At 74.2% G+C, this 21,196-nt stretch carries 17 protein-coding genes and 2 pseudogenes; 10 read left to right on the forward strand and 9 right to left on the reverse strand.

Annotated elements, in window-relative coordinates:
• Positions 1 to 649 (reverse strand): annotated as a pseudogene (locus tag EAO71_RS37740) (hypothetical protein); the annotation flags it as partial.
• A 62-nt stretch (positions 650 to 711) separates the two neighbouring features.
• On the opposite strand from EAO71_RS37740, the gene EAO71_RS17140 reads away from it, so the two are divergent.
• On the forward strand, positions 712 to 3,312 hold the full coding sequence (locus EAO71_RS17140) for a helicase C-terminal domain-containing protein (protein WP_147978521.1): 2,601 nt from the start codon (positions 712 to 714) through the stop codon (positions 3,310 to 3,312).
• Between the two features lie 168 nt (positions 3,313 to 3,480).
• Positions 3,481 to 5,130 (forward strand): DNA repair helicase XPB, encoded by a 1,650-nt coding sequence (locus EAO71_RS17145; RefSeq protein WP_147978522.1) that lies wholly within the window; start codon positions 3,481 to 3,483, stop codon positions 5,128 to 5,130.
• A 25-nt stretch (positions 5,131 to 5,155) separates the two neighbouring features.
• Here EAO71_RS17145 and EAO71_RS17150 read toward each other — a convergent pair whose 3' ends face one another.
• On the reverse strand, positions 5,156 to 5,341 hold the full coding sequence (locus EAO71_RS17150) for a hypothetical protein (RefSeq protein WP_147978523.1): 186 nt from the start codon (positions 5,339 to 5,341) through the stop codon (positions 5,156 to 5,158).
• A 280-nt stretch (positions 5,342 to 5,621) separates the two neighbouring features.
• Between EAO71_RS17150 and EAO71_RS17155 the strand changes: the two genes are divergently transcribed.
• The gene (locus EAO71_RS17155) at positions 5,622 to 7,649 is read left to right on the forward strand and encodes a HelD family protein (RefSeq protein ID WP_187282691.1); all 2,028 of its coding nucleotides are present in this window, start codon (positions 5,622 to 5,624) and stop codon (positions 7,647 to 7,649) included.
• 39 nt (positions 7,650 to 7,688) lie between these two features.
• On the opposite strand, the gene EAO71_RS17160 is transcribed toward EAO71_RS17155, so the two are convergent.
• Positions 7,689 to 8,375: an esterase/lipase family protein gene (locus tag EAO71_RS17160; RefSeq protein ID WP_187282692.1), complete on the reverse strand. Its 687-nt coding sequence runs from the start codon at positions 8,373 to 8,375 to the stop codon at positions 7,689 to 7,691.
• A gap of 216 nt (positions 8,376 to 8,591) precedes the next feature.
• On the reverse strand, positions 8,592 to 9,500 hold the full coding sequence (locus EAO71_RS17165) for an aminoglycoside phosphotransferase family protein (RefSeq protein ID WP_147978525.1): 909 nt from the start codon (positions 9,498 to 9,500) through the stop codon (positions 8,592 to 8,594).
• A gap of 83 nt (positions 9,501 to 9,583) precedes the next feature.
• Between EAO71_RS17165 and EAO71_RS17170 the strand changes: the two genes are divergently transcribed.
• Positions 9,584 to 10,348 (forward strand): SDR family oxidoreductase, encoded by a 765-nt coding sequence (locus EAO71_RS17170; protein WP_147978526.1) that lies wholly within the window; start codon positions 9,584 to 9,586, stop codon positions 10,346 to 10,348.
• Between the two features lie 102 nt (positions 10,349 to 10,450).
• On the opposite strand, the gene EAO71_RS17175 is transcribed toward EAO71_RS17170, so the two are convergent.
• On the reverse strand, positions 10,451 to 11,140 hold the full coding sequence (locus tag EAO71_RS17175) for a copper homeostasis protein CutC (RefSeq protein WP_147978527.1): 690 nt from the start codon (positions 11,138 to 11,140) through the stop codon (positions 10,451 to 10,453).
• Between the two features lie 54 nt (positions 11,141 to 11,194).
• Entirely contained in the window at positions 11,195 to 12,166 is a 972-nt protein-coding gene (locus EAO71_RS17180) for a hypothetical protein (protein WP_147978528.1), read from the reverse strand.
• A 176-nt stretch (positions 12,167 to 12,342) separates the two neighbouring features.
• On the opposite strand from EAO71_RS17180, the gene EAO71_RS17185 reads away from it, so the two are divergent.
• The 3 genes and pseudogenes from EAO71_RS17185 (at position 12,343) to EAO71_RS17195 (ending at position 15,144) form a co-directional block, all read left to right on the forward strand.
• The gene (locus tag EAO71_RS17185) at positions 12,343 to 12,600 is read left to right on the forward strand and encodes a cation transporter (protein WP_147978529.1); all 258 of its coding nucleotides are present in this window, start codon (positions 12,343 to 12,345) and stop codon (positions 12,598 to 12,600) included.
• A 47-nt stretch (positions 12,601 to 12,647) separates the two neighbouring features.
• A pseudogene (locus EAO71_RS17190) lies at positions 12,648 to 13,832 on the forward strand (heavy metal translocating P-type ATPase); the annotation flags it as partial.
• A 91-nt stretch (positions 13,833 to 13,923) separates the two neighbouring features.
• Positions 13,924 to 15,144, forward strand: a complete 1,221-nt coding sequence (locus tag EAO71_RS17195; protein WP_147978530.1) for a Cmx/CmrA family chloramphenicol efflux MFS transporter — start codon at positions 13,924 to 13,926, stop codon at positions 15,142 to 15,144.
• A gap of 19 nt (positions 15,145 to 15,163) precedes the next feature.
• Here EAO71_RS17195 and EAO71_RS17200 read toward each other — a convergent pair whose 3' ends face one another.
• Both EAO71_RS17200 and EAO71_RS17205 read right to left on the reverse strand, forming a co-directional pair.
• Positions 15,164 to 15,460 (reverse strand): DUF4031 domain-containing protein, encoded by a 297-nt coding sequence (locus tag EAO71_RS17200; RefSeq protein ID WP_147978531.1) that lies wholly within the window; start codon positions 15,458 to 15,460, stop codon positions 15,164 to 15,166.
• Positions 15,457 to 15,813 carry a hypothetical protein gene (locus tag EAO71_RS17205; protein ID WP_147978532.1) on the reverse strand — a complete coding sequence of 119 codons (357 nt, stop codon included), beginning with the start codon at positions 15,811 to 15,813 and terminating at the stop codon, positions 15,457 to 15,459. The genes EAO71_RS17200 and EAO71_RS17205 overlap by 4 nt, the downstream gene beginning before the upstream one ends.
• Positions 15,814 to 15,939: 126 nt before the next feature.
• On the opposite strand from EAO71_RS17205, the gene EAO71_RS17210 reads away from it, so the two are divergent.
• The 3 genes from EAO71_RS17210 (at position 15,940) to EAO71_RS17220 (ending at position 19,475) form a co-directional block, all read left to right on the forward strand.
• Positions 15,940 to 16,893, forward strand: a complete 954-nt coding sequence (locus EAO71_RS17210; RefSeq protein WP_399754508.1) for a MurR/RpiR family transcriptional regulator — start codon at positions 15,940 to 15,942, stop codon at positions 16,891 to 16,893.
• A 99-nt stretch (positions 16,894 to 16,992) separates the two neighbouring features.
• Entirely contained in the window at positions 16,993 to 17,925 is a 933-nt protein-coding gene (murQ, locus tag EAO71_RS17215; protein WP_147978533.1) for an N-acetylmuramic acid 6-phosphate etherase, read from the forward strand.
• Positions 17,926 to 17,963: 38 nt separating this feature from the next.
• The gene (locus EAO71_RS17220; protein WP_147978534.1) at positions 17,964 to 19,475 is read left to right on the forward strand and encodes a PTS transporter subunit EIIC; all 1,512 of its coding nucleotides are present in this window, start codon (positions 17,964 to 17,966) and stop codon (positions 19,473 to 19,475) included.
• Positions 19,476 to 19,606: 131 nt separating this feature from the next.
• Here EAO71_RS17220 and EAO71_RS17225 read toward each other — a convergent pair whose 3' ends face one another.
• Entirely contained in the window at positions 19,607 to 21,094 is a 1,488-nt protein-coding gene (locus EAO71_RS17225; RefSeq protein WP_147978535.1) for an alpha/beta hydrolase, read from the reverse strand.
• Between the last annotated feature and the right edge of the window lie 102 nt (positions 21,095 to 21,196).

Raw genomic sequence — 21,196 nt, forward strand, 5'->3', positions numbered from 1 at the left:
CCACGACGGCGTCCCGCCGAACCGCGACCGGACGCCGCCACCACCGGCGCACCGCGGCGTCCTCCTCCGGGACCGCCTCCCCCGCGGACTCCGGCCCGTCCCCGGCCTCCGCCGCACCGTCGTCGGCATCGTCGTCGTCGGCCGGTGGCGGCTTCAGCAGCTCCGGGATCTCCACCCCGCCCACGAACCCCGGCACCAGGTCGTCCCCGCGCTGCGGCGTGGCGTCCGTGCGCCACCAGTCGGGTTCGGTGTCGGCGGCCCCGACGTCGTCCATCCCCGCCAGGTGCGGCGGCGGCGCGCCCGTCCGCGACCCCGGAACCGTGCCCGACGGCGCCGTCCTCCGGGGCTTCGGCACCGCGCTCCTCCTCCACCGCCCCCGCTGCTCCGGCAGTCCCGGCTCCGGAGGGTCCGGAACCGGCGCGACACCCGACGCCCGGTCCACCACCTCGTCCGGTGTGCCGAGCTGCCGGAGGATGCCGCGCACCGCCTCCGGGCTCTCCTCGCCGTACGTGGCGCGCCGACGGTCGATCTCGCCGCGGAGAGCCGACACGAGCCGCATCCGGGAGCCCGACGACAGCTGCCGTTGCTGCGCCAGATCGCCGACCCGGCTCAGATAGTCGAAGACCAACTGGTCGCTCTCGATCCCCACAGTCCCCTCCACGGCCGGTACGCCCCGACGTTAGCGCCCGCGCAGGGGCTAACGTGGGGCGGATGGGGATCGGTGAGCTCGACCGGGAGGCGCACGTGCCCGCAGGAACTGGTGCCGCCGCCGCACCACGCACGCTCGCGGAGGCGCTGCGCGCGCGAGGCGACGAAGGGCTCGCCGCGCTGCTGCGCGCCCGCCCGGATCTGCTCAACCCGGTGCCGAACGACCTGACGCAGCTCGCCACCCGGGCCGGCACCCGCGGCTCCGTCGTCCGCGCCCTGGAACGGCTCGACCGCTTCGCGCTGCAGACCGCCGAAGCGCTCGCCATCGCCCCGGACCCGGCGCCCTACCCCGTCCTCCTGGCGCTGCTCGCCGGCGACGAGAGCGACCCGGACATCGAGGCGGCGCTGCCGCGCGCGGTGGCGGTGCTGCGCGAACAGGCACTGGTGTGGGGCGAGGACGACCGGCTGCGCCTCGTGCGGACCGCCCGCGAACTGCTCGCCCCCTCACCGCAGCACCCGTCCCCGACCGGGCTCGGGCCGACCGTCGCCGAGGCCACGTCCGGCATGTCGCCCGGCCGGATCCAGGAGATCATCGGGACCGCGGGACTGCCCCCGACCCACGACCCCGTCTCCGCGGTGGCCTCGCTCACCGCCCTGTTCACCGACCGGGCCCGCATGGACGCCCTCCTCGACACCGCGCCCTCGGACGCCCTCACGGTCCTCGACCGGCTGGTGTGGGGCCCGCCGTACGGCGAGGTGACCGCGAACCCGGCCCCGCCCGTGCGCTGGCTGCGCGACCGGGGCCTGCTGCTGCCCGCCTCGCCGCGCACGGTCGTGCTCCCCCGGGAGGCGGCACTGCACCTGCGGGGCGGCCGGGCCCACCGGACACCCGCACCGCACCCCCCGGCGCTGTCCGAACTCCGCTCCTACTCTCCACAGGCGGTGGACAGCGCGGCCGCCGGCCAGGCGTACACCGCCCTCGCGACCGTCGAGGAACTCCTCAAGGCGTGGAACCAGGGCGGCCCGCAGGTGCTGCGCGCGGGCGGCCTGTCCGTCCGCGACCTGAAGCGGACGGCGACCACCCTGGAGGTCACGGAACAGATCGCGGCCTTCTGGCTGGAGCTCTGCTACGGCGCCGGCCTGCTGGCCTCGGACGGCGAGGCGGACGAACGGTACGCGCCCACCCCCGCCTACGACGACTGGCTCGACCTGCCGCCGTCCGAGCGCTGGGCGCGGCTCGCCTCCGCCTGGCTCACCGCGACCCGTACGTCCGGACTGGTCGGCGGCCAGGACGCGAAGGGCCGCACGCTGTCCGCCCTCGGCCCCGACCTCGACCGGGGCCCTGCCCCCGAGGTCCGCCACCGGGTCCTGGCCCTCCAGGCCACGCTGCCGCCCGGCTCGGCGGCCGACCCGGAGTCCCTGCTCGCCCGGCTGCGCTGGGAACGGCCGCTGCGCGGCGCCGCGGGCGGCCAGACGGGCACCGGCGGATCCGGCGGCACCCTCCCGAACCCGGCCGGAACCTTCGGCGGGAGTTCCACCACCACCTCCACCGACCTCCGCTCCCGCATCGCCCTGTGGACGCTCACCGAGGCCGAGATGCTCGGCATCACCGGCCGCGGCGCCCTGTCCTCGCCCGCCCGGGCCCTGCTCAACCTGCCCCTGACCGAGGCGGCCACCGAACCGGTGACCGACGGCGGCGTCGAACCGTCCCTGGCCGCCTCGCGGGCCGCCACGCTCCTCGCCCCCCTGCTCCCCGAGGCCGTCGACCACGTCCTCCTCCAGGCCGACCTCACCGCCGTGGCCCCCGGCCCGCTCCGACGCCCCCTCGCGGACACCCTGGCCGTCCTGGCGGACGTGGAATCGAAGGGTGGCGCGACGGTCTACCGGTTCACGCCCGGCTCGGTGCGCCGGGCCCTCGACGCCGGCCGCTCCGCCTCCGACCTGCACGACTTCCTGACCGCCCACTCCCGGACGCCGGTCCCGCAACCCCTCGCGTACCTCATCGACGACGTCGCCAGGAAGCACGGCCACCTGCGCGTGGGCGCCGCGTCCGCCTACGTGCGCTGCGACGACGACGCGCTCCTCGGGGAGATCCTGGCGGACCGGCGGTCCGCCCCGCTGCGGCTGCGCCGCCTCGCCCCGACGGTCCTGGCCGCCCAGACCGACCCGGCGGCACTGCTCGAAGGGCTGCGGTCGATGGGGTACGCCCCGGCCGCCGAGTCCGCCGAGGGCGCGGTCCTGATCACCCGCGCCGACGCCTACCGCACCGGTCACCGCACCGCCCCCGTCCCGGTCCCCGACGGCCCGCCCGTACCCGACGGGACCCTGCTCGGCGCGGCCGTCCGCGCCATCCGGGCCGGGGACCTGGCGTCGACGGCGGTCCGCAAGGAGCGCCCCGAGGCGGCCGGCCCGCCGGCCGGCGGCGGACTCCCCCGCACCTCGCCCGCGGAGACCCTGGCCACCGTCCAGGCCGCCGCGATGACCGGCTCGGCCGTCTGGATCGGCTACGTCAACGCGGAGGGCGCGGCCAGCCAGCGGGTCATCGCCCCGGTCCGGGTGGAGGGCGGCTTCGTGACGGGCTACGACCACACGGCGGACGAGGTCCGCACGTACCCGCTGCACCGGATCACGGGCGTCGCGGAACTGGCGGACGACGCGGTCTAGGTCTCCCCGGACCGGACCTGGGACCGGCCGGGCGCCCCCCGGGTCCGGGCGGCGGCGCGCCGGCCGGGCCGACCCGCCTCACGCCTCGCCCGCCCCGCATCCGCCGCCGATGCGGGACACTGGATGTTTGGCCGTTACGGGAACGGCACGGGAAGGACCTGATCAAGCGTGAATGGACCTCTCATCGTCCAGAGCGACAAGACGCTCCTGCTGGAGGTGGACCACGAGCAGGCGGACGCCTGCCGCCGTGCCATCGCGCCCTTCGCGGAGCTGGAGCGGGCGCCCGAGCACATCCACACCTACCGCGTGACCCCCCTCGGCCTGTGGAACGCCCGCGCGGCCGGGCACGACGCCGAGCAGGTCGTCGACGCGCTGGTGGAGTTCTCCCGCTACCCCGTGCCGCACGCGCTGCTCGTGGACGTCGCCGAGACGATGGCCCGCTACGGCCGGCTGACCCTGAGCAAGCACCCCACCCACGGCCTGGTGCTGACCAGCACCGACCGGCCGGTGCTGGAGGAGATCCTGCGCTCGAAGAAGGTGCAGCCGCTGGTCGGCGCCCGGATCGACGCGGACACGGTCGTCGTGCACCCCTCGGAGCGCGGCCAGATCAAGCAGACGCTGCTGAAGCTGGGCTGGCCGGCCGAGGACCTCGCCGGCTACGTGGACGGCGAGGCGCACCGCATCGACCTCGCCGAGGACGGCTGGGCCCTGCGCCCGTACCAGAAGCAGGCCGTCGAGGGTTTCTGGCACGGCGGTTCCGGCGTCGTGGTGCTGCCCTGCGGGGCCGGAAAGACGCTGGTCGGCGCCGGGGCCATGGCCCAGGCGAAGGCGACCACGCTGATCCTCGTCACCAACACCGTCTCGGCCCGGCAGTGGAAGCACGAGCTGGTGAAGCGGACCTCGCTGACCGAGGACGAGATCGGCGAGTACAGCGGGACGCGGAAGGAGATCCGGCCGGTCACCATCGCGACCTACCAGGTCCTGACGACGAAGCGGAAGGGCATCTACCCGCACCTGGAGCTCTTCGACTCCCGCGACTGGGGCCTGATCGTCTACGACGAGGTGCACCTGCTGCCCGCGCCGGTGTTCAAGTTCACCGCCGACCTCCAGGCCCGGCGGCGGCTCGGCCTGACGGCGACGCTGGTCCGCGAGGACGGGCGCGAGTCGGACGTCTTCTCGCTGATCGGCCCGAAGCGCTTCGACGCGCCGTGGAAGGAGATCGAGGCGCAGGGCTACATCGCGCCCGCCGACTGCGTCGAGGTCCGGGTCAACCTGACCGACTCCGAGCGGCTCGCGTACGCGACCGCGGAGGCGGAGGAGAAGTACCGCTTCTGCGCGACGACCGCGACGAAGCGGAAGGTGACGGAAGCACTGGTCAGGAAGTTCGCCGGGCAGCAGATCCTCGTCATCGGCCAGTACATCGACCAGCTGGACGAGCTCGGCGAGCACCTCGACGCGCCGGTCATCAAGGGCGAGACGTCCAACGCGCAGCGCGAGAAGCTCTTCGACGCCTTCCGCAACGGCGAGATCAGCGTGCTCGTGGTCTCGAAGGTCGCGAACTTCTCGATCGACCTGCCGGAGGCGACGGTCGCGATCCAGGTGTCGGGCACCTTCGGTTCGCGCCAGGAGGAGGCCCAGCGCCTCGGCCGGGTGCTGCGGCCCAAGGCCGACGGCCACCAGGCGCACTTCTACTCGGTGGTCGCCCGGGACACGATCGACCAGGACTTCGCCGCGCACCGGCAGCGGTTCCTGGCGGAGCAGGGGTACGCGTACCGGATCGTCGACGCGGACGAACTGCTGGCCGGCGACACCCCGTAGGACCCGGCACGACAGACCCCGGGGGTCAGTCCGCGCCTCCCCGGTACACGGGGCGGGGGTTCCGCACCCCCGCCTCGCGGGGGTGGTCGCCGAGCAGGACGACGCCCACGGCCGCGCCGCCGTACGCGCGTATCGCGCGCAGCGCGGTGGTGAGCGGCCGGGTGCGGGAGCCGGGGAGGGCGCGGGCCGGGGTGAAGGTCGCTGTGGTCATGCCTCCATGATGGATTTCGGACATTCCGAACACATCGCCCTGCGGGTGGACCCGGGCGGCGGCACGGGTACGACCTGAGTCGGGCGCCGTCCCCTACGGGATGTACGGGACGACCGGCCCGGGCCGTGCGACCGCCCGTCCGGGTGGAAATCCGTTCGCCCGCCGCCCCGGCCGGGAGCTACACTCTCCGACTTCCCCGCCTCCCCTGTGGAGAGCCACCGTCCGGTCGGAAACCGGCGGTCGCCCCGACATGCCCACGCACCAGCCTGGAGGCACCGCCATGTCCGCGCCCGCAACCGACCCGCTCGCGCGCGAACGCGCCCATCTCGCCGAGTCCCGTGCCGCGCTGCGCGCGATGCGGGAGGACGTCGAAGCCCTGGACATCAAGGACGTCACCGCGAACTGGGTCAACTCGGTGGTGCTCGGCCGCCAGATCGAAGAGCGGATCAAGGCGCTGGCGGACCTCTCCCACACGCCGCTGTTCTTCGGCCGCCTCGACTACCTGCACACCACGCAGGAGGGGCAGCGCTTCTACATCGGCCGCCGGCACGTCCACGACGCCGGCGGCGACCCGATGGTGATCGACTGGCGCGCGCCGGTCTCGCAGCCCTTCTACCGGGCGTCCCGGAAGGACCCGCAGGACGTGGGGCTGCGCCGCCGCTTCGGCTACACCGGCGGCGACCTCACCGCGTACGAGGACGAACACCTCTCCGACCCCACCGAGCTCGAGCGCACCAGCCGGCTGCTCCAGGCGGAGATCGAACGCCCCCGCGTGGGCCCGATGCGGGACATCGTCGCCACCATCCAGCCCGAGCAGGACGAGATCGTCCGCTCCGACCTGTCCGGCACCGTCTGCGTGCAGGGAGGGCCCGGCACCGGGAAGACGGCCGTCGGCCTGCACCGTGTCGCCTACCTGCTGTACGCGCACCGGGAGCGACTGGCCCGCACCGGCACGCTGGTCATCGGGCCGAACCGCTCCTTCCTCCACTACATCGAGCAGGTGCTGCCCGCCCTGGGCGAGCTGGAGGTGCAGCAGGCGACGGTCGACGACCTCGTGGCCCACGTCGAGGTCAGCGGCGCGGACGAGGCTCCGACGGCGGTGGTCAAGGGTGACGCGAGGATGGCGGAGGTGCTGCGCCGGGCGGTGCGCGCGCACGTCACACCGCCGACGGAGTCCCTGACGGTGGTCCGCGGATCGCGCCGCTGGCGGGTCCCCTCCTACGAACTGGAGGAGATCGTCCAGGAGTTGCTGGAGCGCGACATCCGCTACGGCGCCGCCCGCGACGCGCTCCCCCAGCGCGTCGCACACGCGGTCCTGGTCCGGATGGAGCAGGCCGGCGAGGCCCCGGACGACCGGGTGCAGGACGCGGTGGCCCGCAATCCCGCGGTCAAGGCGTTCGTGAAGGCGGTCTGGCCGCCGGTCGACCCGGCGAAGCTGGTGCTGCGCCTGCTGGGCGACGCCGCGTTCCTCGCGGAGCACGCCGAGGGGATCCTCGACGAGGACGAGCAGAAACTGCTGCTCCGGACGAAGCCCGCCCGCTCGGTGAAGTCGGCGCGGTGGTCGGCGGCGGACGCCGTGCTGATCGACGAGGCGAAGGACCTGGTGGAGCGGACGCACTCGCTCGGCCACGTCGTGCTCGACGAGGCGCAGGACCTGTCACCCATGCAGTACCGGGCGGTGGGGCGCCGCTGCACGACCGGTTCGGCGACGATCCTCGGAGACCTGGCGCAGGGCACGACCCCGTGGGCGACCGGGAGCTGGGCGCAGGCGCTGACGCACCTGGGCAAGCCGGCGGCGCTCGTGGAGGAGCTGACGGCCGGCTTCCGCGTGCCGCGCGAGGTCATCGCGTACGCCTCCCGACTGCTGCCGCACATGTCCCCCGGCCTCGCGGCGGTCGAGTCGGTCCGTGAGAACCCGGGCTCGCTGTCGGTCCGCGCCTGCGAGCCGGCGGAGCTGGACGCGGAGGTGGTCGCGGCCTGTGTCGCGTCCCTGGCCCACGAGGGCTCGATCGGCCTGATCGCCGCCGACGCGCGGATCGCACCGCTCGCGGAGGCACTGACCGCCGCCGGGCTCCTGTACCTGTCCCCGGGCGAGGAGACCACGGCCGAGTCACGGCTGACACTGGTCCCGGCGTCGCTGGCGAAGGGTCTGGAGTACGACTACGTCGTCCTGGACGACCCGGCAGCCGTCGTCGACGGCGAACCGGACGAGCGCACCGGACTGCGACGGCTCTACGTCGCGCTCACCCGCGCCGTGTCGGGCCTGACGGTCCTTCACTCCTCGCCCCTGCCGAAGCAGTTGGACTGACCCTCCGGCACCGGTTCCGGCACCGGGCCTGCGGCCGCGTCAGGTGCGGAGGAAGGCGCGCACGCCCCCGGACACCCCGTCGTCGCCGAGGAGCGCGTTGTGGTCGAGACAGCCCGCGGCGTTGTTCTCGGCGCCGGCCAGCGGGACGCTGCCGTCGGGGTTGATCACCTCGTCGCAGTTCGACCACCAGGTGGCGTACCGCACGGCCCCGGGCGTCTCGTCGCCCTCCGCGAGGCGCTTCTGGACGTAGGAGCCCGGGGTCATGTCACGGCACGCCTGGTCCCACAGGGCGCAGGCCCACGCGGTGCCCGTGCCGTGGTTGGGGCCCGCCAGCGAGATCCAGTGCGCGACGGAGGACGGGCCCGCGGCGTCGAACTTCACGTACCAGCGGGAGACGAGACTGCCGAAGGAGTGGGCGACGAGGTCGACCCGGCTCGCGCCGGTCCGCCGCTTCACGTCCGCCACGTACGCGGCGAGTTCGCCGGACAGGACCTCGTTGACGGACCGGTGGGTGTCGTACCCGAAGGAGAACAGCTCACCGTCCCCGTATCCGTCGGCCCTGAGGTCCTCGCGCAGACCGCCCCACACACCCGGGTCGGCGTTGTAGCCGTGGACGAAGACGACGGGGATCCGCGGCGCCGCCTCCCGGGCGCCGGCCGGGGCGGGGAGGAGCACCGACACGACGGCGGCGCACAGCGGAACGATCCAGACGCGGAGCCTCGACACACGTCCCCCTCACGGGCGTTGCTCACGAGCGGTCGGGAGCATGGTGGGGCAGCCGGGCCGAGATGAACAGCCCCGTGCGCCCCCGGGTCCACACCCGGGACCCGACGGCCCGGAACACCCGGCCCACCCACCAGAGCCTCACGCCCCGTCCCCGCGCGGGAGCGTCACACCCCGGTCTCGTACGGACGCGTCACACCCCGGTCTCGTACGGACGCGTCACACCCCGGTCTCGTACTCGGCCAGCGCCTGGGTGAGCGCGCGGCGGGCGACGTCGGCGAGGACGGGGTTCGTGACCCGGTAGTAGTGCTCGGTGACCAGGCCCCAGCACAGCGCCCAGCCGCGCCCGCGGGCCCAGGTCGCGTCGTCGACCCGGGCGGCCTCGCGGAACAGCGGCCGGGTCCCGGGGGTCAGCAGGGTCCAGGCGGCCATCATGTCGCAGGCCGGATCACCGGTGCCCACGCCGCCGAAGTCGATGACCGCGCTGAGGCGCCCGTCGCGGGTGAGCAGGTTGCCCGGCAGCAGGTCGCCGTGGACCCAGACCGGGTCCGCCTCCCACTGCGGGAGACGGAGCACCGACTCCCAGGCCGCCGTGACCAGGGCCCGGTCCGCGGTGCCGTCGGCGTCGAGGTCCCGCAGCACACGGGCCGGGTAGTCGCCCGCCCACTCGGTGACGTGACCGCCGCGGAAGGACGCGGGCCCGCCGGAGGCGTCCACCGCGCGCAGGGCCGCCCCGAAGCGGCCCAACGCGACGGCCGCGTCGGCGAGATCGGCGATCGGCTCGTCGTAGGCGTCGGCGCCGTCGAGCCACGTGTACACCGACCAGGGCAGCGGAAAGCCGTCGCCGGGCACCCCCTTGCCCAGCGGCACCGGCACGGGCAGCGGAAGATGCGGGGCCAGGTGGGGCAGCCAGCGCTGCTCCTTGTCGACCTGGCGGGCCGCGCCGGGCAGGCGCGGCAGCCTGACGACCAGGTCGTCGCCGAGGCGGTACACCGCGTTGTCCGTGCCGGCCGAGGCCACCGCGCGGACCGGAAGCCCCGACCAGCGCGGGAACTGCGCGTCCACGAGCCGTCGGACGAGTCCCGCGTCGATGTCGAGTTCGTCGGGGTGCAGCTTGGGGGTGGCCATGGTCGGCGAGGCTAGCCAGCCGGGGCGAGGGATGGCCATCGAATTACGGTGGGGGCGGCGCGACCACGAGAGAGGTGGATCTGATGTCCGGTACGGAACTCCCCCGGGCCGCACGGCCGGTCACCGTCGTCACCGGGGGCAGTCGCGGGATCGGCGCGGCGACCTGCGTACGGCTGGCGGCCGACGGCCACGACCTGGTGCTGGGCTACGTGCGCGACTCCGCGGCGGCCGCATCGACGGCGCACGCGGTCCGCGAGGCCGGCGCACGGTGCGCCGTCGTCCGTGTGGACACCTCCGACGAGGCGGACGTGGAGCGGCTCTTCGACGCGGCGGCCGCGTTCGGACGGCCGGTGACGGGCCTGGTGAACAACGCGGGCGTGACCGGGCCGCTGGGGCGGCTGGCGGACGCGCGGACGGCGGACCTGCGGCGGGTGGTGGAGGTCAACCTCCTCGGCTACCTGCTGTGTTGCCGGCGCGCGGCCCGGGACATGGCCGCCACGGGCGGCGGGGCGATCGTGAACGTCTCCTCGGCCGCGGCCACGCTGGGCAGTCCCGGCGACTACGTCCACTACGCGGCGACGAAGGCGGCGGCCGACGCGCTGACCGTCGGCCTGTCCAAGGAACTCGGCCCGGACGGCGTCCGGGTCAACGGGGTCGCGCCCGGCCTGATCGACACGGACATGCACGCCGCGATGGGCGCCCCCGACCGTCCGGCCCTGGCCGCCCCGACGATCCCGCTGCGCCGCCCGGGCCGCCCCTCCGAGATCGCGTCCGCGGTCGCCTGGCTGCTGTCCGAGGACGCGTCCTACACGACGGGCACGATCCTGCGGGTCGCCGGAGGCCGCTGAACCACCAGGGCGGGACCGCTTCCGGCGGCCCCGCCCTGGCGGGTGGCAGGTCCTGTCGTCGCGGTGGCCTTCTCGGGCCCGCGACGACGACCCGGAGGGGGCCTACGCGTCGATCGCCACGCGCCAGGCGCGGACCGCGTCCGTGGAGACCGGTGCGGCCCAGCCCAGCGGGCGGGCCGCGCCGCCGATGTGGAAGGCGTTCAGGCCGGCGGCCCGCAGGGTCGGGAGGTGGTCGAGGCGCAGGCCGCCGCCGACGAGGATCCGGGGCTCGTAGCCCGGCTCACCGGCGCGGGCCGCCTCGGCACGCAGGACGGGGAGGCCGTCGTCGACACCGGTCGCCGCACCGGCCGTGAGGTAGGTGTCCAGGCCGGGCAGGTCCGCGAGCAGCTTGCGCAGCCCGTCGCGGTCGTCGGCGCGGTCGATCGCGCGGTGGAAGGTCCAGCGGCAGCCGTCCAGGACGGCGAGGAGCCGCTCGACGGCCACCAGGTCGGGCGAGCCGTCGGCCGTCAGGAAGCCGAGGACGAACTCGTCCGCGCCCGCCTCCCGCAGCTCGCGCGCACGGCCCACCAGGGCGTCCACGTCGCCGGCGGCGAAGCCGTCGGTCAGTCTGAGCATCACGCGCAGCGGGATGTCCACCGCGGCGCGGATCGCCGTGAAGCCGGCCCGGGACGGGGTCAGCCCGTCCGCCGCCATGTCGGTGACCAGCTCGAGGCGGTCCGCCCCACCGGCCTGGGCCGCGACCGCGTCCTCCTCGTCGAGGGCGATCACCTCCAGTACTGCACGGTTGCTCATTGAGCCCATTCCTCCACGGATGACGGCTACTACAGGTCTAGTCCAATGACCAGCCTAGCCGTGCGCGTGCCCTCCCGCATCGTGCGTGGCACTCCCCGACGGCACCGGCCCGGCCGGGGCGCTCGCACCGGCCCCCGCACCGGCACGCACCGTGAAGGCAGCCGTGCGCACCTTCCCGTCGTGCCGGAAGTCGAGGAAGAGGCGGTAGGTGCCCGCGCTCGGCGCCGTCGCCGTGAACGAGACGACCGGACCCGGGCCACCCTCGTTGGGGTGGACGTGGAGGTAGGCGAGGTCGCCGTCCCGGAGCGCGACGAGGTGACCGTACGCCCCGAGGTAGGGCTCCAGGTCCGTGACGGGGCGGCCCCCCTTGGCGACGGTGAGCCGCAGCTCCCCCGGCCTGCCCGGGTCGAGCGTCCCGCCCAGGGTGACGCGGTACCCGTCCACGACGGCCGTCCGCTCGGCGGCCGGCAGCGGACGCGGCGCGTACGCCCCCGGTACGGACAGGTCGGCGCCGAGCGTGACGCCCTCGGCGCCCTTCGCCGCGGGCTTGAAGTCGGCGAACACCTTGTACCCGCCCGCCGCGGGCAGGTCGACCGGCGTCGACCAGGTCCCGTCGGCCGCCCGCACGGGGTGCAGATGGCGATAGACCGTCAGGTCGCGCGAGGCGACGATGAAGTGGAGCTCCTTGCCGTGCTCGGTCGCGTAGGCGGTGACCTTCCGGCCGCCGCCGTCCTCGACGGCGAACCTGAGCACGCTGCGGCCCACGGCCGGCCGGGGCGTCTCCAGCACCAGCGTGTAGCCGTCCTCGGACACCTGCAGGCCGCCGGCCGCCGGGGCGTTCGCGGCACCCTCGCCGTGTTCCGCGTGCGCCGCGCCCTCGTCCGGTTCCGCCGACGCCGCGTGTTCCCCGTGCGCGGCCGCCTCCGGCTCGGCCACGGGCCCGATGCCCTGGCCGACGCCGTACGCGGTCCCGAAGGTCGCGGCGAGTGCGGCGGCGAAGGCGGTGATCTTCATCCCGGTGTTCATGACAGCTCTCCCGTGGCTGGTGACCGCGTTCCGTACGATGCCTTTCACCATACCCCTGGGGGGTATCAAGTCAAGCGGGGGAGGCGCTTGCGCGGAATACCGGCCGGGGGTATACATGGACTCAAGAGATACCCCCCCAGGGTATGCATGTKCCTCACGGATCCGAGGAGGAACCCATGTCCCGCCGCACCCCCGACGCCGACCGCCCGACCGCCACCACCGCGACCACCACCGCCTACGCCGTCACCGGCATGAGCTGCGGACACTGCAGGACCGCCGTCACCGACGCCGTCGGCGCCCTCGACGGCGTCACCTCCGTCGACGTCGACGTGCCGGGCGGCCTGGTCACCGTCACCACCGGCGGCGCACCCGACGACACGGCGATCGCCGCCGCGATCGACGACGCCGGTTACACACTGACCGGCCGCGCCTGACCGGCCGTCGCCCCGGAGACCAACCGCCCCGACACAGAGAGGCCCTCATGACCACCACCGCTCCCGGCGCCGCCCAGGTCGAGCTCGCCATCGGCGGCATGACCTGCGCCTCCTGCGCGGCCCGCATCGAGAAGAAGCTCAACCGCATGGACGGGGTCGAGGCCACCGTCAACTACGCCACCGAGAAGGCCAAGGTCACCTTCGACACGGACGTCTCCGTCGCCGACCTCATCGCCACCGTCGAGGCCACCGGCTACACCGCGGCCGAACCACGCACCGGAACCACCCGCGCCGACGCCACCGACGACAGGCACCACACCGGCGACACCGACGACACCGACGACGAGAAGCGGGCGGACGAGGAACTGCGCCCGCTGCGGCAGCGGCTCGTCACCGCCGTCACCCTCGCCGCCCCCGTCATCGCGATGGCCATGATCCCCGCCCTCCAGATCGAGTACTGGCAGTGGCTCAGCCTCACCCTCGCCGCGCCCGTCGTCGTCTACGCCGCCTGGCCGTTCCACAAGGCCGCCTGGACCAACGCCCGGCACGGCGCGGCCACGATGGACACCCTGATCTCCGTCGGCACGATCGCCGCGTTCCTCTGGTCGCTGTGGGCCCTGTTCCTCGGCACCGCGGGGACGCCGGGGATGACCCACCCCTTCGAGTTCACGATCGCCCGCACCGACGGCGCCGGGAACATCTACCTGGAGGCCGCGGCCGGCGTCACCGCCTTCATCCTGGCCGGCCGCTACTTCGAGGCCCGCTCCAAGCGCAAGGCCGGCGCCGCGCTCAAGGCACTGATGCGACTCGGCGCCAAGGAGGTCACCGTCCTGCGCGACGGCCGGGAGGTCACCGTGCCGACGGCCGAACTCCAGGTCGGCACCCGCTTCCTGGTCCGCCCCGGCGAGAAGATCGCCACGGACGGCACCGTCGTCGAGGGCTCCTCCGCGGTGGACGCCTCCATGCTCACCGGCGAGTCCGTACCGGTCGAGGTCTCCGTCGGCGACACCGTCACGGGCGCCACCCTGAACGCCGGCGGCCGCCTCGTCGTCGAGGCCACCCGCGTCGGCTCCGACACCCAACTGGCCCGGATGGCCAAGCTCGTCGAGGACGCCCAGAACGGCAAGGCCGCCGCCCAGCGCCTCGCCGACCGGATCTCGGCCGTCTTCGTCCCCGTCGTCATCGCCCTGGCGCTCGGCACCCTCGGCTTCTGGCTCGGCACCGGCGCCGGTCGGGCCCGGGGGAATGACAGGCACAAACCCCCGGTTGACCCATGTCATGCCGTCTTTGCCTGCCGAGCCCGCCGCCGCCTCCGCCACCCGCATGCCGTTGGCCGTGTACATCCTCGGCCTCTCCGTCTTCGCGCTCGGCACGAGCGAGTTCATGCTGTCCGGCCTGCTGCCGTCCATCGCCGACGACATGGACGTCTCGATCCCCCGCGCCGGCCTGCTCATCTCCGCCTTCGCCATCGGCATGGTCGTCGGCGCCCCGCTCCTCGCCGTCGCGACCCTCCGCCTGCCCCGCAAGACCACGCTCATCGCCCTGATCAGCGTCTTCGGGCTCGGCCAGGTCGCCGGCGCACTCGCGCCGAACTACGCCGTGCTCTTCGCGTCCCGGGTGGTGAGCGCCCTCGCCTGCGCCGGGTTCTGGGCGCTCGGCGCCGCCGTCGCCATCGCGATGGTCCCGGTCGGCGCCCGGGCCCGGGCCATGGCGGTCATGATCGGCGGCCTGTCGATCGCCAACGTCCTCGGCGTCCCGGCGGGCGCCTTCCTCGGCGAGCACCTCGGCTGGCGCTCCGCGTTCTGGGCGGTGGCGCTCGCCTCCGCGATCGCGCTGGTCGGCGTGGTCACCCGGATCCCGCACATCCCGCTGCCCGAGACGAAGCCCGTGCTCCGCCGCGAGCTGGTCATCTACCGCGACCGCCAGGTGCTGCTCTCGGTCCTCGTCACCGCCCTCGCCGCCGGTGGCGTCTTCTGCGCCTTCTCCTACCTCGCCCCGCTGCTCACCCACGTGTCGGGGCTCGACGCGGGCTGGGTCTCCGGCGTCCTCGCGCTGTTCGGCCTCGGCGCGCTGGTCGGTACGTACATCGGCGGCCGGGTCGCCGACGCGCATCTCTTCGGGGTCCTGCTCGGCGGCATCACGGCCTCGACGGTCTTCCTGGCCGGCCTGGCCCTCCTCGCCTCCAGCCCGGTGGCCACGGTCACGCTGACGTTCCTGCTCGGCGTCTCGTGCTTCTACACGGCCCCGGCCCTCAACGCCCGCATGTTCAACGTGGCGGGCGCCGCGCCGACCCTCGCGGGCGCCACGACCACGGCGGCGTTCAACCTCGGCAACACCGGCGGCCCCTGGCTCGGCGGCACGGTGATCGACGCGGACCTCGGCTTCGCGGCGACGGCGTGGGCGGGAGCGGCGATGACGGTCGCGGCGCTCGGCACGGTCGTCGTGGCGCTGCGCCTGCACCGCCGGACCTCGACCAGTCAGGTCGTGGCCACCTCCGCGACCCGGCCGGAGGACCGCACCCCGTCCGCTTCCGTCTCCCACTAGGGCGTGTTGCCGACCGGGGCTACACGTCCTGACGCGGCAGCGCCTCGCCGGGCGCCGGGCGGCCCTTGGGCCGCCGCAGTCCCGCCTCGGTGATCCGGCGGACCAGCTCCTTCGAGCCGATCTCGACCGCGCCGGCCGCGACGGCGTCCGCGTAGCGCTCCGACGGGATGTCGTAGTGGTCGCGCTCGAAGGCGCGGGGCGGGGCGCCGATCGAGGCGGCGAAGGCGTGCAGTTCCTCGTGGGAGACGTCGCTGACCAGGTGCGACCACATACGTCCGTGCCCGGGCCAGGTCGGCGGGTCGATGAAGAGCGTCACTTCAGTCCGCCGACCGGGGCGACGACCACGCCCGCCTTGCCGCAGACCCAGTGCGGGTCGGGGCCGAGCTCCGGTTCGACGTCCAGGGCGTGCGGGTCGCCGGCGGAGCAGACCGGGCACAGCGGCCAGCGGCCGTAGCGCTCCAGGAGCGCGTCCTGGACGTCCTGGGCGACGAGTCCGGCGACGTACGTGATGCCTTCGGGCCACTGCTCGGCCCACCACCGTCGGTGGGTGACCGAGTCCTCCACCATCGAGACGACCTCGGCCGCGGCCACGTCGCGAGCCGCCAGGTCGGCGAGGACCAGGGCGCGGGCGGTATGGAGAGCCTGCTCCAGGGGGTCGATGTCGTCCATGAAGTCATTGTCTCCCCACTCGCCCCGGGGACGAAGGCCGTCTCCGCGTCCGAGGACGGAGGTCCCGCCCGCATCCGGGCCCGAAGAGGTCTTGACGCTCCCCGCTCTCGAAAATATCTTTCAAGCGTGACCAATGACGTGAAGGAAATTTTCAACGGGGCGGACGGCAGACCCGGTACCGCCGCCGGGGCCGTCAGCGCCCCGCCCGCGCCCGCCGCCCTCGCGGCCAAGGTGCGCACCCTCGCCCCGTCCATGACCCGCTCGATGCAGCGGGTCGCCGAAGCCGTCGCCGGCGACCCGGCCGGCTGCGCCGCCCTCACGGTCACCGGTCTCGCCGAACTCACCGGCACCAGCGAGGCGACCGTCGTCCGCACGGCCCGCCTCCTCGGCTACCCCGGCTACCGCGACCTGCGGCTCGCCCTGGCCGGCCTCGCCGCCCAGCAGCAGTCCGGCCGCGCTCCCTCCGTCACTGCCGACATCGCCGTCGACGACCCGGTCGCCGACGTGGTCGCCAAGCTCGCCTACGACGAGCAGCAGACCCTCGCCGACACGGCCGCCGGACTCGACACCGTCCAGCTCGGCGCCGCCGTCGCCGCACTCGCGACCGCCCGCCGCATCGACATCTACGGTGTCGGCGCCTCCGGTCTCGTCGCCCAGGACCTCGGCCAGAAGCTGCTGCGCATCGGCCTGCTCGCGCACGCCCACAGCGACCCGCACCTCGCCGTCACCAACGCCGTGCAGCTCCGCTCCGGCGACGTCGCCATCGCCATCACCCACTCCGGCTCGACCGGAGACGTCATAGAACCGCTGCGGGTCGCCTTCGACCACGGCGCCACCACGGTCGCGATCACCGGCCGCCCGGACGGGCCGGTCACGCAGTACGCCGACCACATCCTCACCACCTCCACGGCCCGCGAGAGCGAGCTTCGCCCGGCGGCCATGTCGTCCCGTACCAGCCAGCTGCTCGTCGTCGACTGCCTGTTCACCTGCGTCACCCAACGCACCTACGAGACGGCCGCCCCCGCCCTCGCGGCCTCGTACGAAGCCCTGGCCCACCGGCACTCACCGCGCACCCGCTGACGTCCCGCCCGCCGAAGCCCGCACCCCGCACGAGACGCACCCGCTGAACCCGCCGACGACGTCAACGACGACGCCGAAGCACCGAAAGAGCCGCACCGCATGACTTCCACGTACAGCCACCTCCAGGCGCAGCTCGCCACGCTCGCCACCGAGGCCTTCCGCCCCGAGCTCGCCGACATCGACCGGCTGCCCACCGCCGAGATCGCCGCCCTGATGAACGCCGAGGACACCGCCGTCCCCGCCGCGGTCGCCGCCCGGCTGCCGGAGATCGCCGCCGCGATCGACGCCACCGCCGCCCGCATGGCCCGCGGCGGACGGCTCGTGTACGCCGGCGCCGGCACCGCCGGCCGGCTCGGAGTCCTCGACGCGAGCGAGTGCCCGCCGACGTTCAACACCGACCCCTCCGAGGTCGTCGGCCTGATCGCGGGCGGCCCGTCGGCGATGGTGAAGGCGGTCGAGGGCGCGGAGGACTCCAAGGAGCTCGCCGCCGAGGACCTCGCCGCGCTCGGCCTGACCGAGCACGACACCGTGGTCGGCATTTCCGCCTCCGGCCGCACCCCCTACGCCATCGGCGCCGTCGAGCACGCCCGCGCCGCCGGTGCGCTCACGATCGGCCTGTCCTGCAACGCGGACAGCGCGCTGGCCGCCGCCGCCGAGCACGGGATCGAGGTCGTCACCGGCCCCGAGCTGCTCACCGGGTCGACCCGGCTGAAGGCCGGTACGGCGCAGAAGCTGGTCCTCAACATGATCTCGACGATCACGATGATCCGGCTCGGGAAGACGTACGGGAACCTCATGGTCGACGTCCGCGCCTCCAACGAGAAGCTCCAGGCCCGCTCGCGGCGGATCGTCTCCCTCGCCACCGGCGCCCCCGACGAGCAGATCGAGACCGCCCTGGCCGCCGCGGACGGCGAGGTGAAGACCGCGATCCTGATGATCCTCGCCGACATCGATGCCAAGGCCGCCGACCAGCGCCTCACCGACTCGCAGGGCCACCTGCGCGCCGCCCTGCACGCCGACGGCGCGCGCTGAACGTCCCCCACCCCCGCACAGCAAGGCACGACCGCACCATGAGCACAGACGACAAGAACCGCGCCATCGCCGCCGCGATCCTCCCGCTCGTCGGCGGCGCGCAGAACATCGACTCCGTGGCCCACTGCATGACCCGGCTCCGGCTGGGGCTGCGCGACCGCTCGCTCGTCCAGGACGAGGCCCTCAAGGCCCTGCCGTCCGTGATGGGTGTGGTGGAGGACGACACGTACCAGATCGTCCTCGGCCCGGGGACCGTCGCCCGCGTGACCCCGGAGTTCGAGGCCCTGGTCGCCGCCGCGCCGGCACCGTCCCCCGCGCCGGCGACCGCCGGCGCCGCGGCAGCCGGAGCCGACGACCTCGCGGCACAGGGCGCGGCCCTGAAGGCGGCCCGCAAGCAGCGGAACGCCACCCCCTTCAAGCTGTTCCTCCGCCGGATCGCGAACATCTTCGTCCCGCTGATCCCCGCCCTCATCGGCTGCGGCATCATCGCCGGCCTCAACGGCCTGCTGGTCAACCTCGGCTGGCTGCCGTCCGTGACCCCCGCCCTCGCCGCGATGGCCAGCGGGTTCATGGCACTGATCGCGGTCTTCGTCGGCTACAACACCGCCAAGGAGTTCGGCGGCACGCCGATCCTCGGCGGCGCGGTCGCGGCGATCATCGTCTTCCCCGGCGTCGCGAAGATCGACGCCTTCGGCCAGACGCTCTCGCCCGGCCAGGGCGGTGTGCTGGGCGCGCTCGGCGCCGCGGTGCTCGCGGTGTACGTCGAGAAGTGGTGCCGACGCTGGGTCCCGGAGTCCCTCGACGTCCTGGTGACCCCGACCCTCACCGTGCTGGTCTCGGGTCTGGTCACGATCTTCGGCCTGATGTTCGTCGCCGGAGAGATCTCGACCGCCATCGGCGACTTCGCGGACTGGCTGCTGGCGAACGCCGGCGCGGGCGCCGGCTTCGTCCTCGGCGGCCTGTTCCTGCCGCTCGTGATGCTGGGCCTGCACCAGGCCCTGATCCCCATCCACACCACACTGATCGAACAGCAGGGGTACACCGTCCTGCTGCCGATCCTCGCGATGGCCGGCGCCGGCCAGGTCGGCGCGGCCATGGCCGTCTACCTCCGGCTGCCGCGCAACGGCTCTATCCGCCGCACCATCAAGTCGGCGCTCCCCGCGGGCTTCCTGGGCGTGGGCGAACCGCTGATCTACGGCGTCTCGCTCCCGCTGGGCCGCCCGTTCGTGACGGCCTGCGTCGGCGGCGCGTTCGGCGGCGGCTTCGTCGGGCTGTTCAACATGCTCGGCGAGAAGGTCGGCTCCACGGCCATCGGCCCCTCGGGCTGGGCGCTCTTCCCGCTCCTCGACGGCAACAAGGGCCTCGGCGCGACGATCGCGATCTACGCCGGCGGCCTGCTGGTCGGCTATCTGGCGGGCTTCCTCGCGACGTACTTCTTCGGCTTCGGCAAGGCTCTCCTGGAGGAGTTCAACGTGGACACGGACCCGGAGACCGTCCCGGTCGCCTCGGGCACCCCGGCCGCGGGCACACCCGAACCCGCGAAGGTCTGACACCGACGCACGAGGGCCGCCCCCCGGTACGCCACCGGGGGCGGCCCTCGTGCCACGTCACCGGGCGCGGCCCCACGTTCCCCGGGGGCGAATCCGGCGCCCGTCCTCGGCGGACGACGCCCCCGCGCACATCACCGGCAGGTGACGTCGGCGGCCGGACGCTCCCCGGTGCGCAGGAAGTCCGTCACCGCACGGTCCCCGCAGGCGTTGCCGTTGCCCAGGTACATGCCGTGGCCCCCGTGGTCGACCGAGACGAGACGGGCCCGGTCGCCCAGCGCCGCCCGCATCCTCAGGCCGGCGGCGTAGGGGGTCGCCGGGTCCCTCATGCCCTGGACCATCAGGATGTTCGACGGGCCGCGGCCGGTGATCCGGACCGGCTTCTCCACCGGCGTCTTCCAGAAGGAACACGGCGTGATGTTGGCCGGCATCCCGGCCGTGAGCGGATGACGGACCCGGTCCGCGGCGACGGCCCGGCGATAGGCCGGGACGGACCCGGGCCACTTCACGTCGTTGCAGATGACGCCGACCGTGATGGCCGTGTCCTGGTCGGTCATCGCCGCGTCCAGACCCGGCGGGATCACCGGCCTCACCTCCGGGTCACGCGCCGACGCGTCCAGGACCAGCCGGGCGAACGCCGGGAACGCGGCGTCGCTGTAGAGGGTGTTCTGCAGCGCCTGCCGGAACACGTTGCCGGTCAGCGGCACGCCCGGGGTCGTGGACTCCCGCGGCTCCCGGTCGAGCCGCGCCGCCAGCGCCAGGACCAGCGGCCTGACGTCCTCGGGCCGCTCGGCCAGACGCAGCCGCTGGTCCGGCCGGTCCCGGTCCGGATGCGCCGCCCAGGCGGCGAAGTCCGGGAACCGGTCCTCGGCCCCCTCCGCCATGTACTCCAGCCAGCCCCGCTCGACCCGCTTCGGGTCGGGGTCGCTGCTGCTGTCGAGAACCAGGCGGTCGGTGCGCTGCGGGTACTTCTGCGCGTACACGGCACCGACGTACGTCCCGTACGAGACGCCCCACGCCGAGATCCGCTCCTCGCCCAGTGCCTCCCGCAGCCGGTCCAGGTCACGCGCCTGGTTCTCCGTGGTGAAGCTGCGCAGCCGGTCCCCGCCGTTGCGCGCGCACGCCTCCGCGGTGCGGCGGGCACGGGCCACGTTCTCCTCGATCCCGCCGTCCGCCGCCGGCCAGCCGCGCACGGTCACCAGCCACCGGTCGCCCTCGTCGAGCCCACAGCTCGCCGTCGAACTGCCACCGACCCCCCGCGGATCGAAGGCCACCAGGTCGTACGTGCCACCGAGCCGCTCCCGCAGCGCCGCGCCCTTCTGCGACAGCCGCTTGACCCCGGAGCTGCCGGGGCCACCGGGGATCACCATGAGGGTGCCGCGGCGCGCCGTTGGCTCCTGGCTGCGGATTCGGGACACGGCGAGGGAGAGCGCCGGGCCGCCCGGATCGGCGTAGTCCTGGGGGACGGAGAGGGTGGCGCACTCCTGACCGAGGCCCTCGGGTCCGCAGGGCACCCAGTCGAGCCCGCCGACGGGGGCGGCGGCCCGGGCCACGGTGAGGGAGGCGGCCACGGCGGCGGCGGAGAGGGCGAGAACCAGGCTGGTGCGTCCGTAAGTCGTCATGCGCCAAGCCTTGTTGACGGACACTCACGTTCCCATCCGGCAGCCGGGACACCCCCGGGTGGGGGTATCCCCCGGGGGTGTCCCGGCTGCCGGATGGGAACG

Source organism: Streptomyces sp. MS191 (assembly GCF_008042125.1).
Taxonomy (GTDB): domain Bacteria; phylum Actinomycetota; class Actinomycetes; order Streptomycetales; family Streptomycetaceae; genus Streptomyces.

Excerpts from the sequence above, each read along its gene's own strand:
- EAO71_RS17140 (WP_147978521.1), top strand. The coding sequence starts at position 712 with ATGGGGATCGGTGAGCTCGACCGGGAGGCGCACGTGCCCGCAGGAACT.
- EAO71_RS17150 (WP_147978523.1), bottom strand. The coding sequence starts at position 5,341 with ATGACCACAGCGACCTTCACCCCGGCCCGCGCCCTCCCCGGCTCCCGC.
- EAO71_RS17155 (WP_187282691.1), top strand. The coding sequence starts at position 5,622 with ATGTCCGCGCCCGCAACCGACCCGCTCGCGCGCGAACGCGCCCATCTC.
- EAO71_RS17165 (WP_147978525.1), bottom strand. The coding sequence starts at position 9,500 with ATGGCCACCCCCAAGCTGCACCCCGACGAACTCGACATCGACGCGGGA.
- EAO71_RS17170 (WP_147978526.1), top strand. The coding sequence starts at position 9,584 with ATGTCCGGTACGGAACTCCCCCGGGCCGCACGGCCGGTCACCGTCGTC.
- EAO71_RS17175 (WP_147978527.1), bottom strand. The coding sequence starts at position 11,140 with ATGAGCAACCGTGCAGTACTGGAGGTGATCGCCCTCGACGAGGAGGAC.
- EAO71_RS17180 (WP_147978528.1), bottom strand. The coding sequence starts at position 12,166 with ATGAACACCGGGATGAAGATCACCGCCTTCGCCGCCGCACTCGCCGCG.
- EAO71_RS17185 (WP_147978529.1), top strand. The coding sequence starts at position 12,343 with ATGTCCCGCCGCACCCCCGACGCCGACCGCCCGACCGCCACCACCGCG.
- EAO71_RS17195 (WP_147978530.1), top strand. The coding sequence starts at position 13,924 with ATGCCGTTGGCCGTGTACATCCTCGGCCTCTCCGTCTTCGCGCTCGGC.
- EAO71_RS17205 (WP_147978532.1), bottom strand. The coding sequence starts at position 15,813 with ATGGACGACATCGACCCCCTGGAGCAGGCTCTCCATACCGCCCGCGCC.
- murQ (WP_147978533.1), top strand. The coding sequence starts at position 16,993 with ATGACTTCCACGTACAGCCACCTCCAGGCGCAGCTCGCCACGCTCGCC.
- EAO71_RS17220 (WP_147978534.1), top strand. The coding sequence starts at position 17,964 with ATGAGCACAGACGACAAGAACCGCGCCATCGCCGCCGCGATCCTCCCG.
- EAO71_RS17225 (WP_147978535.1), bottom strand. The coding sequence starts at position 21,094 with ATGACGACTTACGGACGCACCAGCCTGGTTCTCGCCCTCTCCGCCGCC.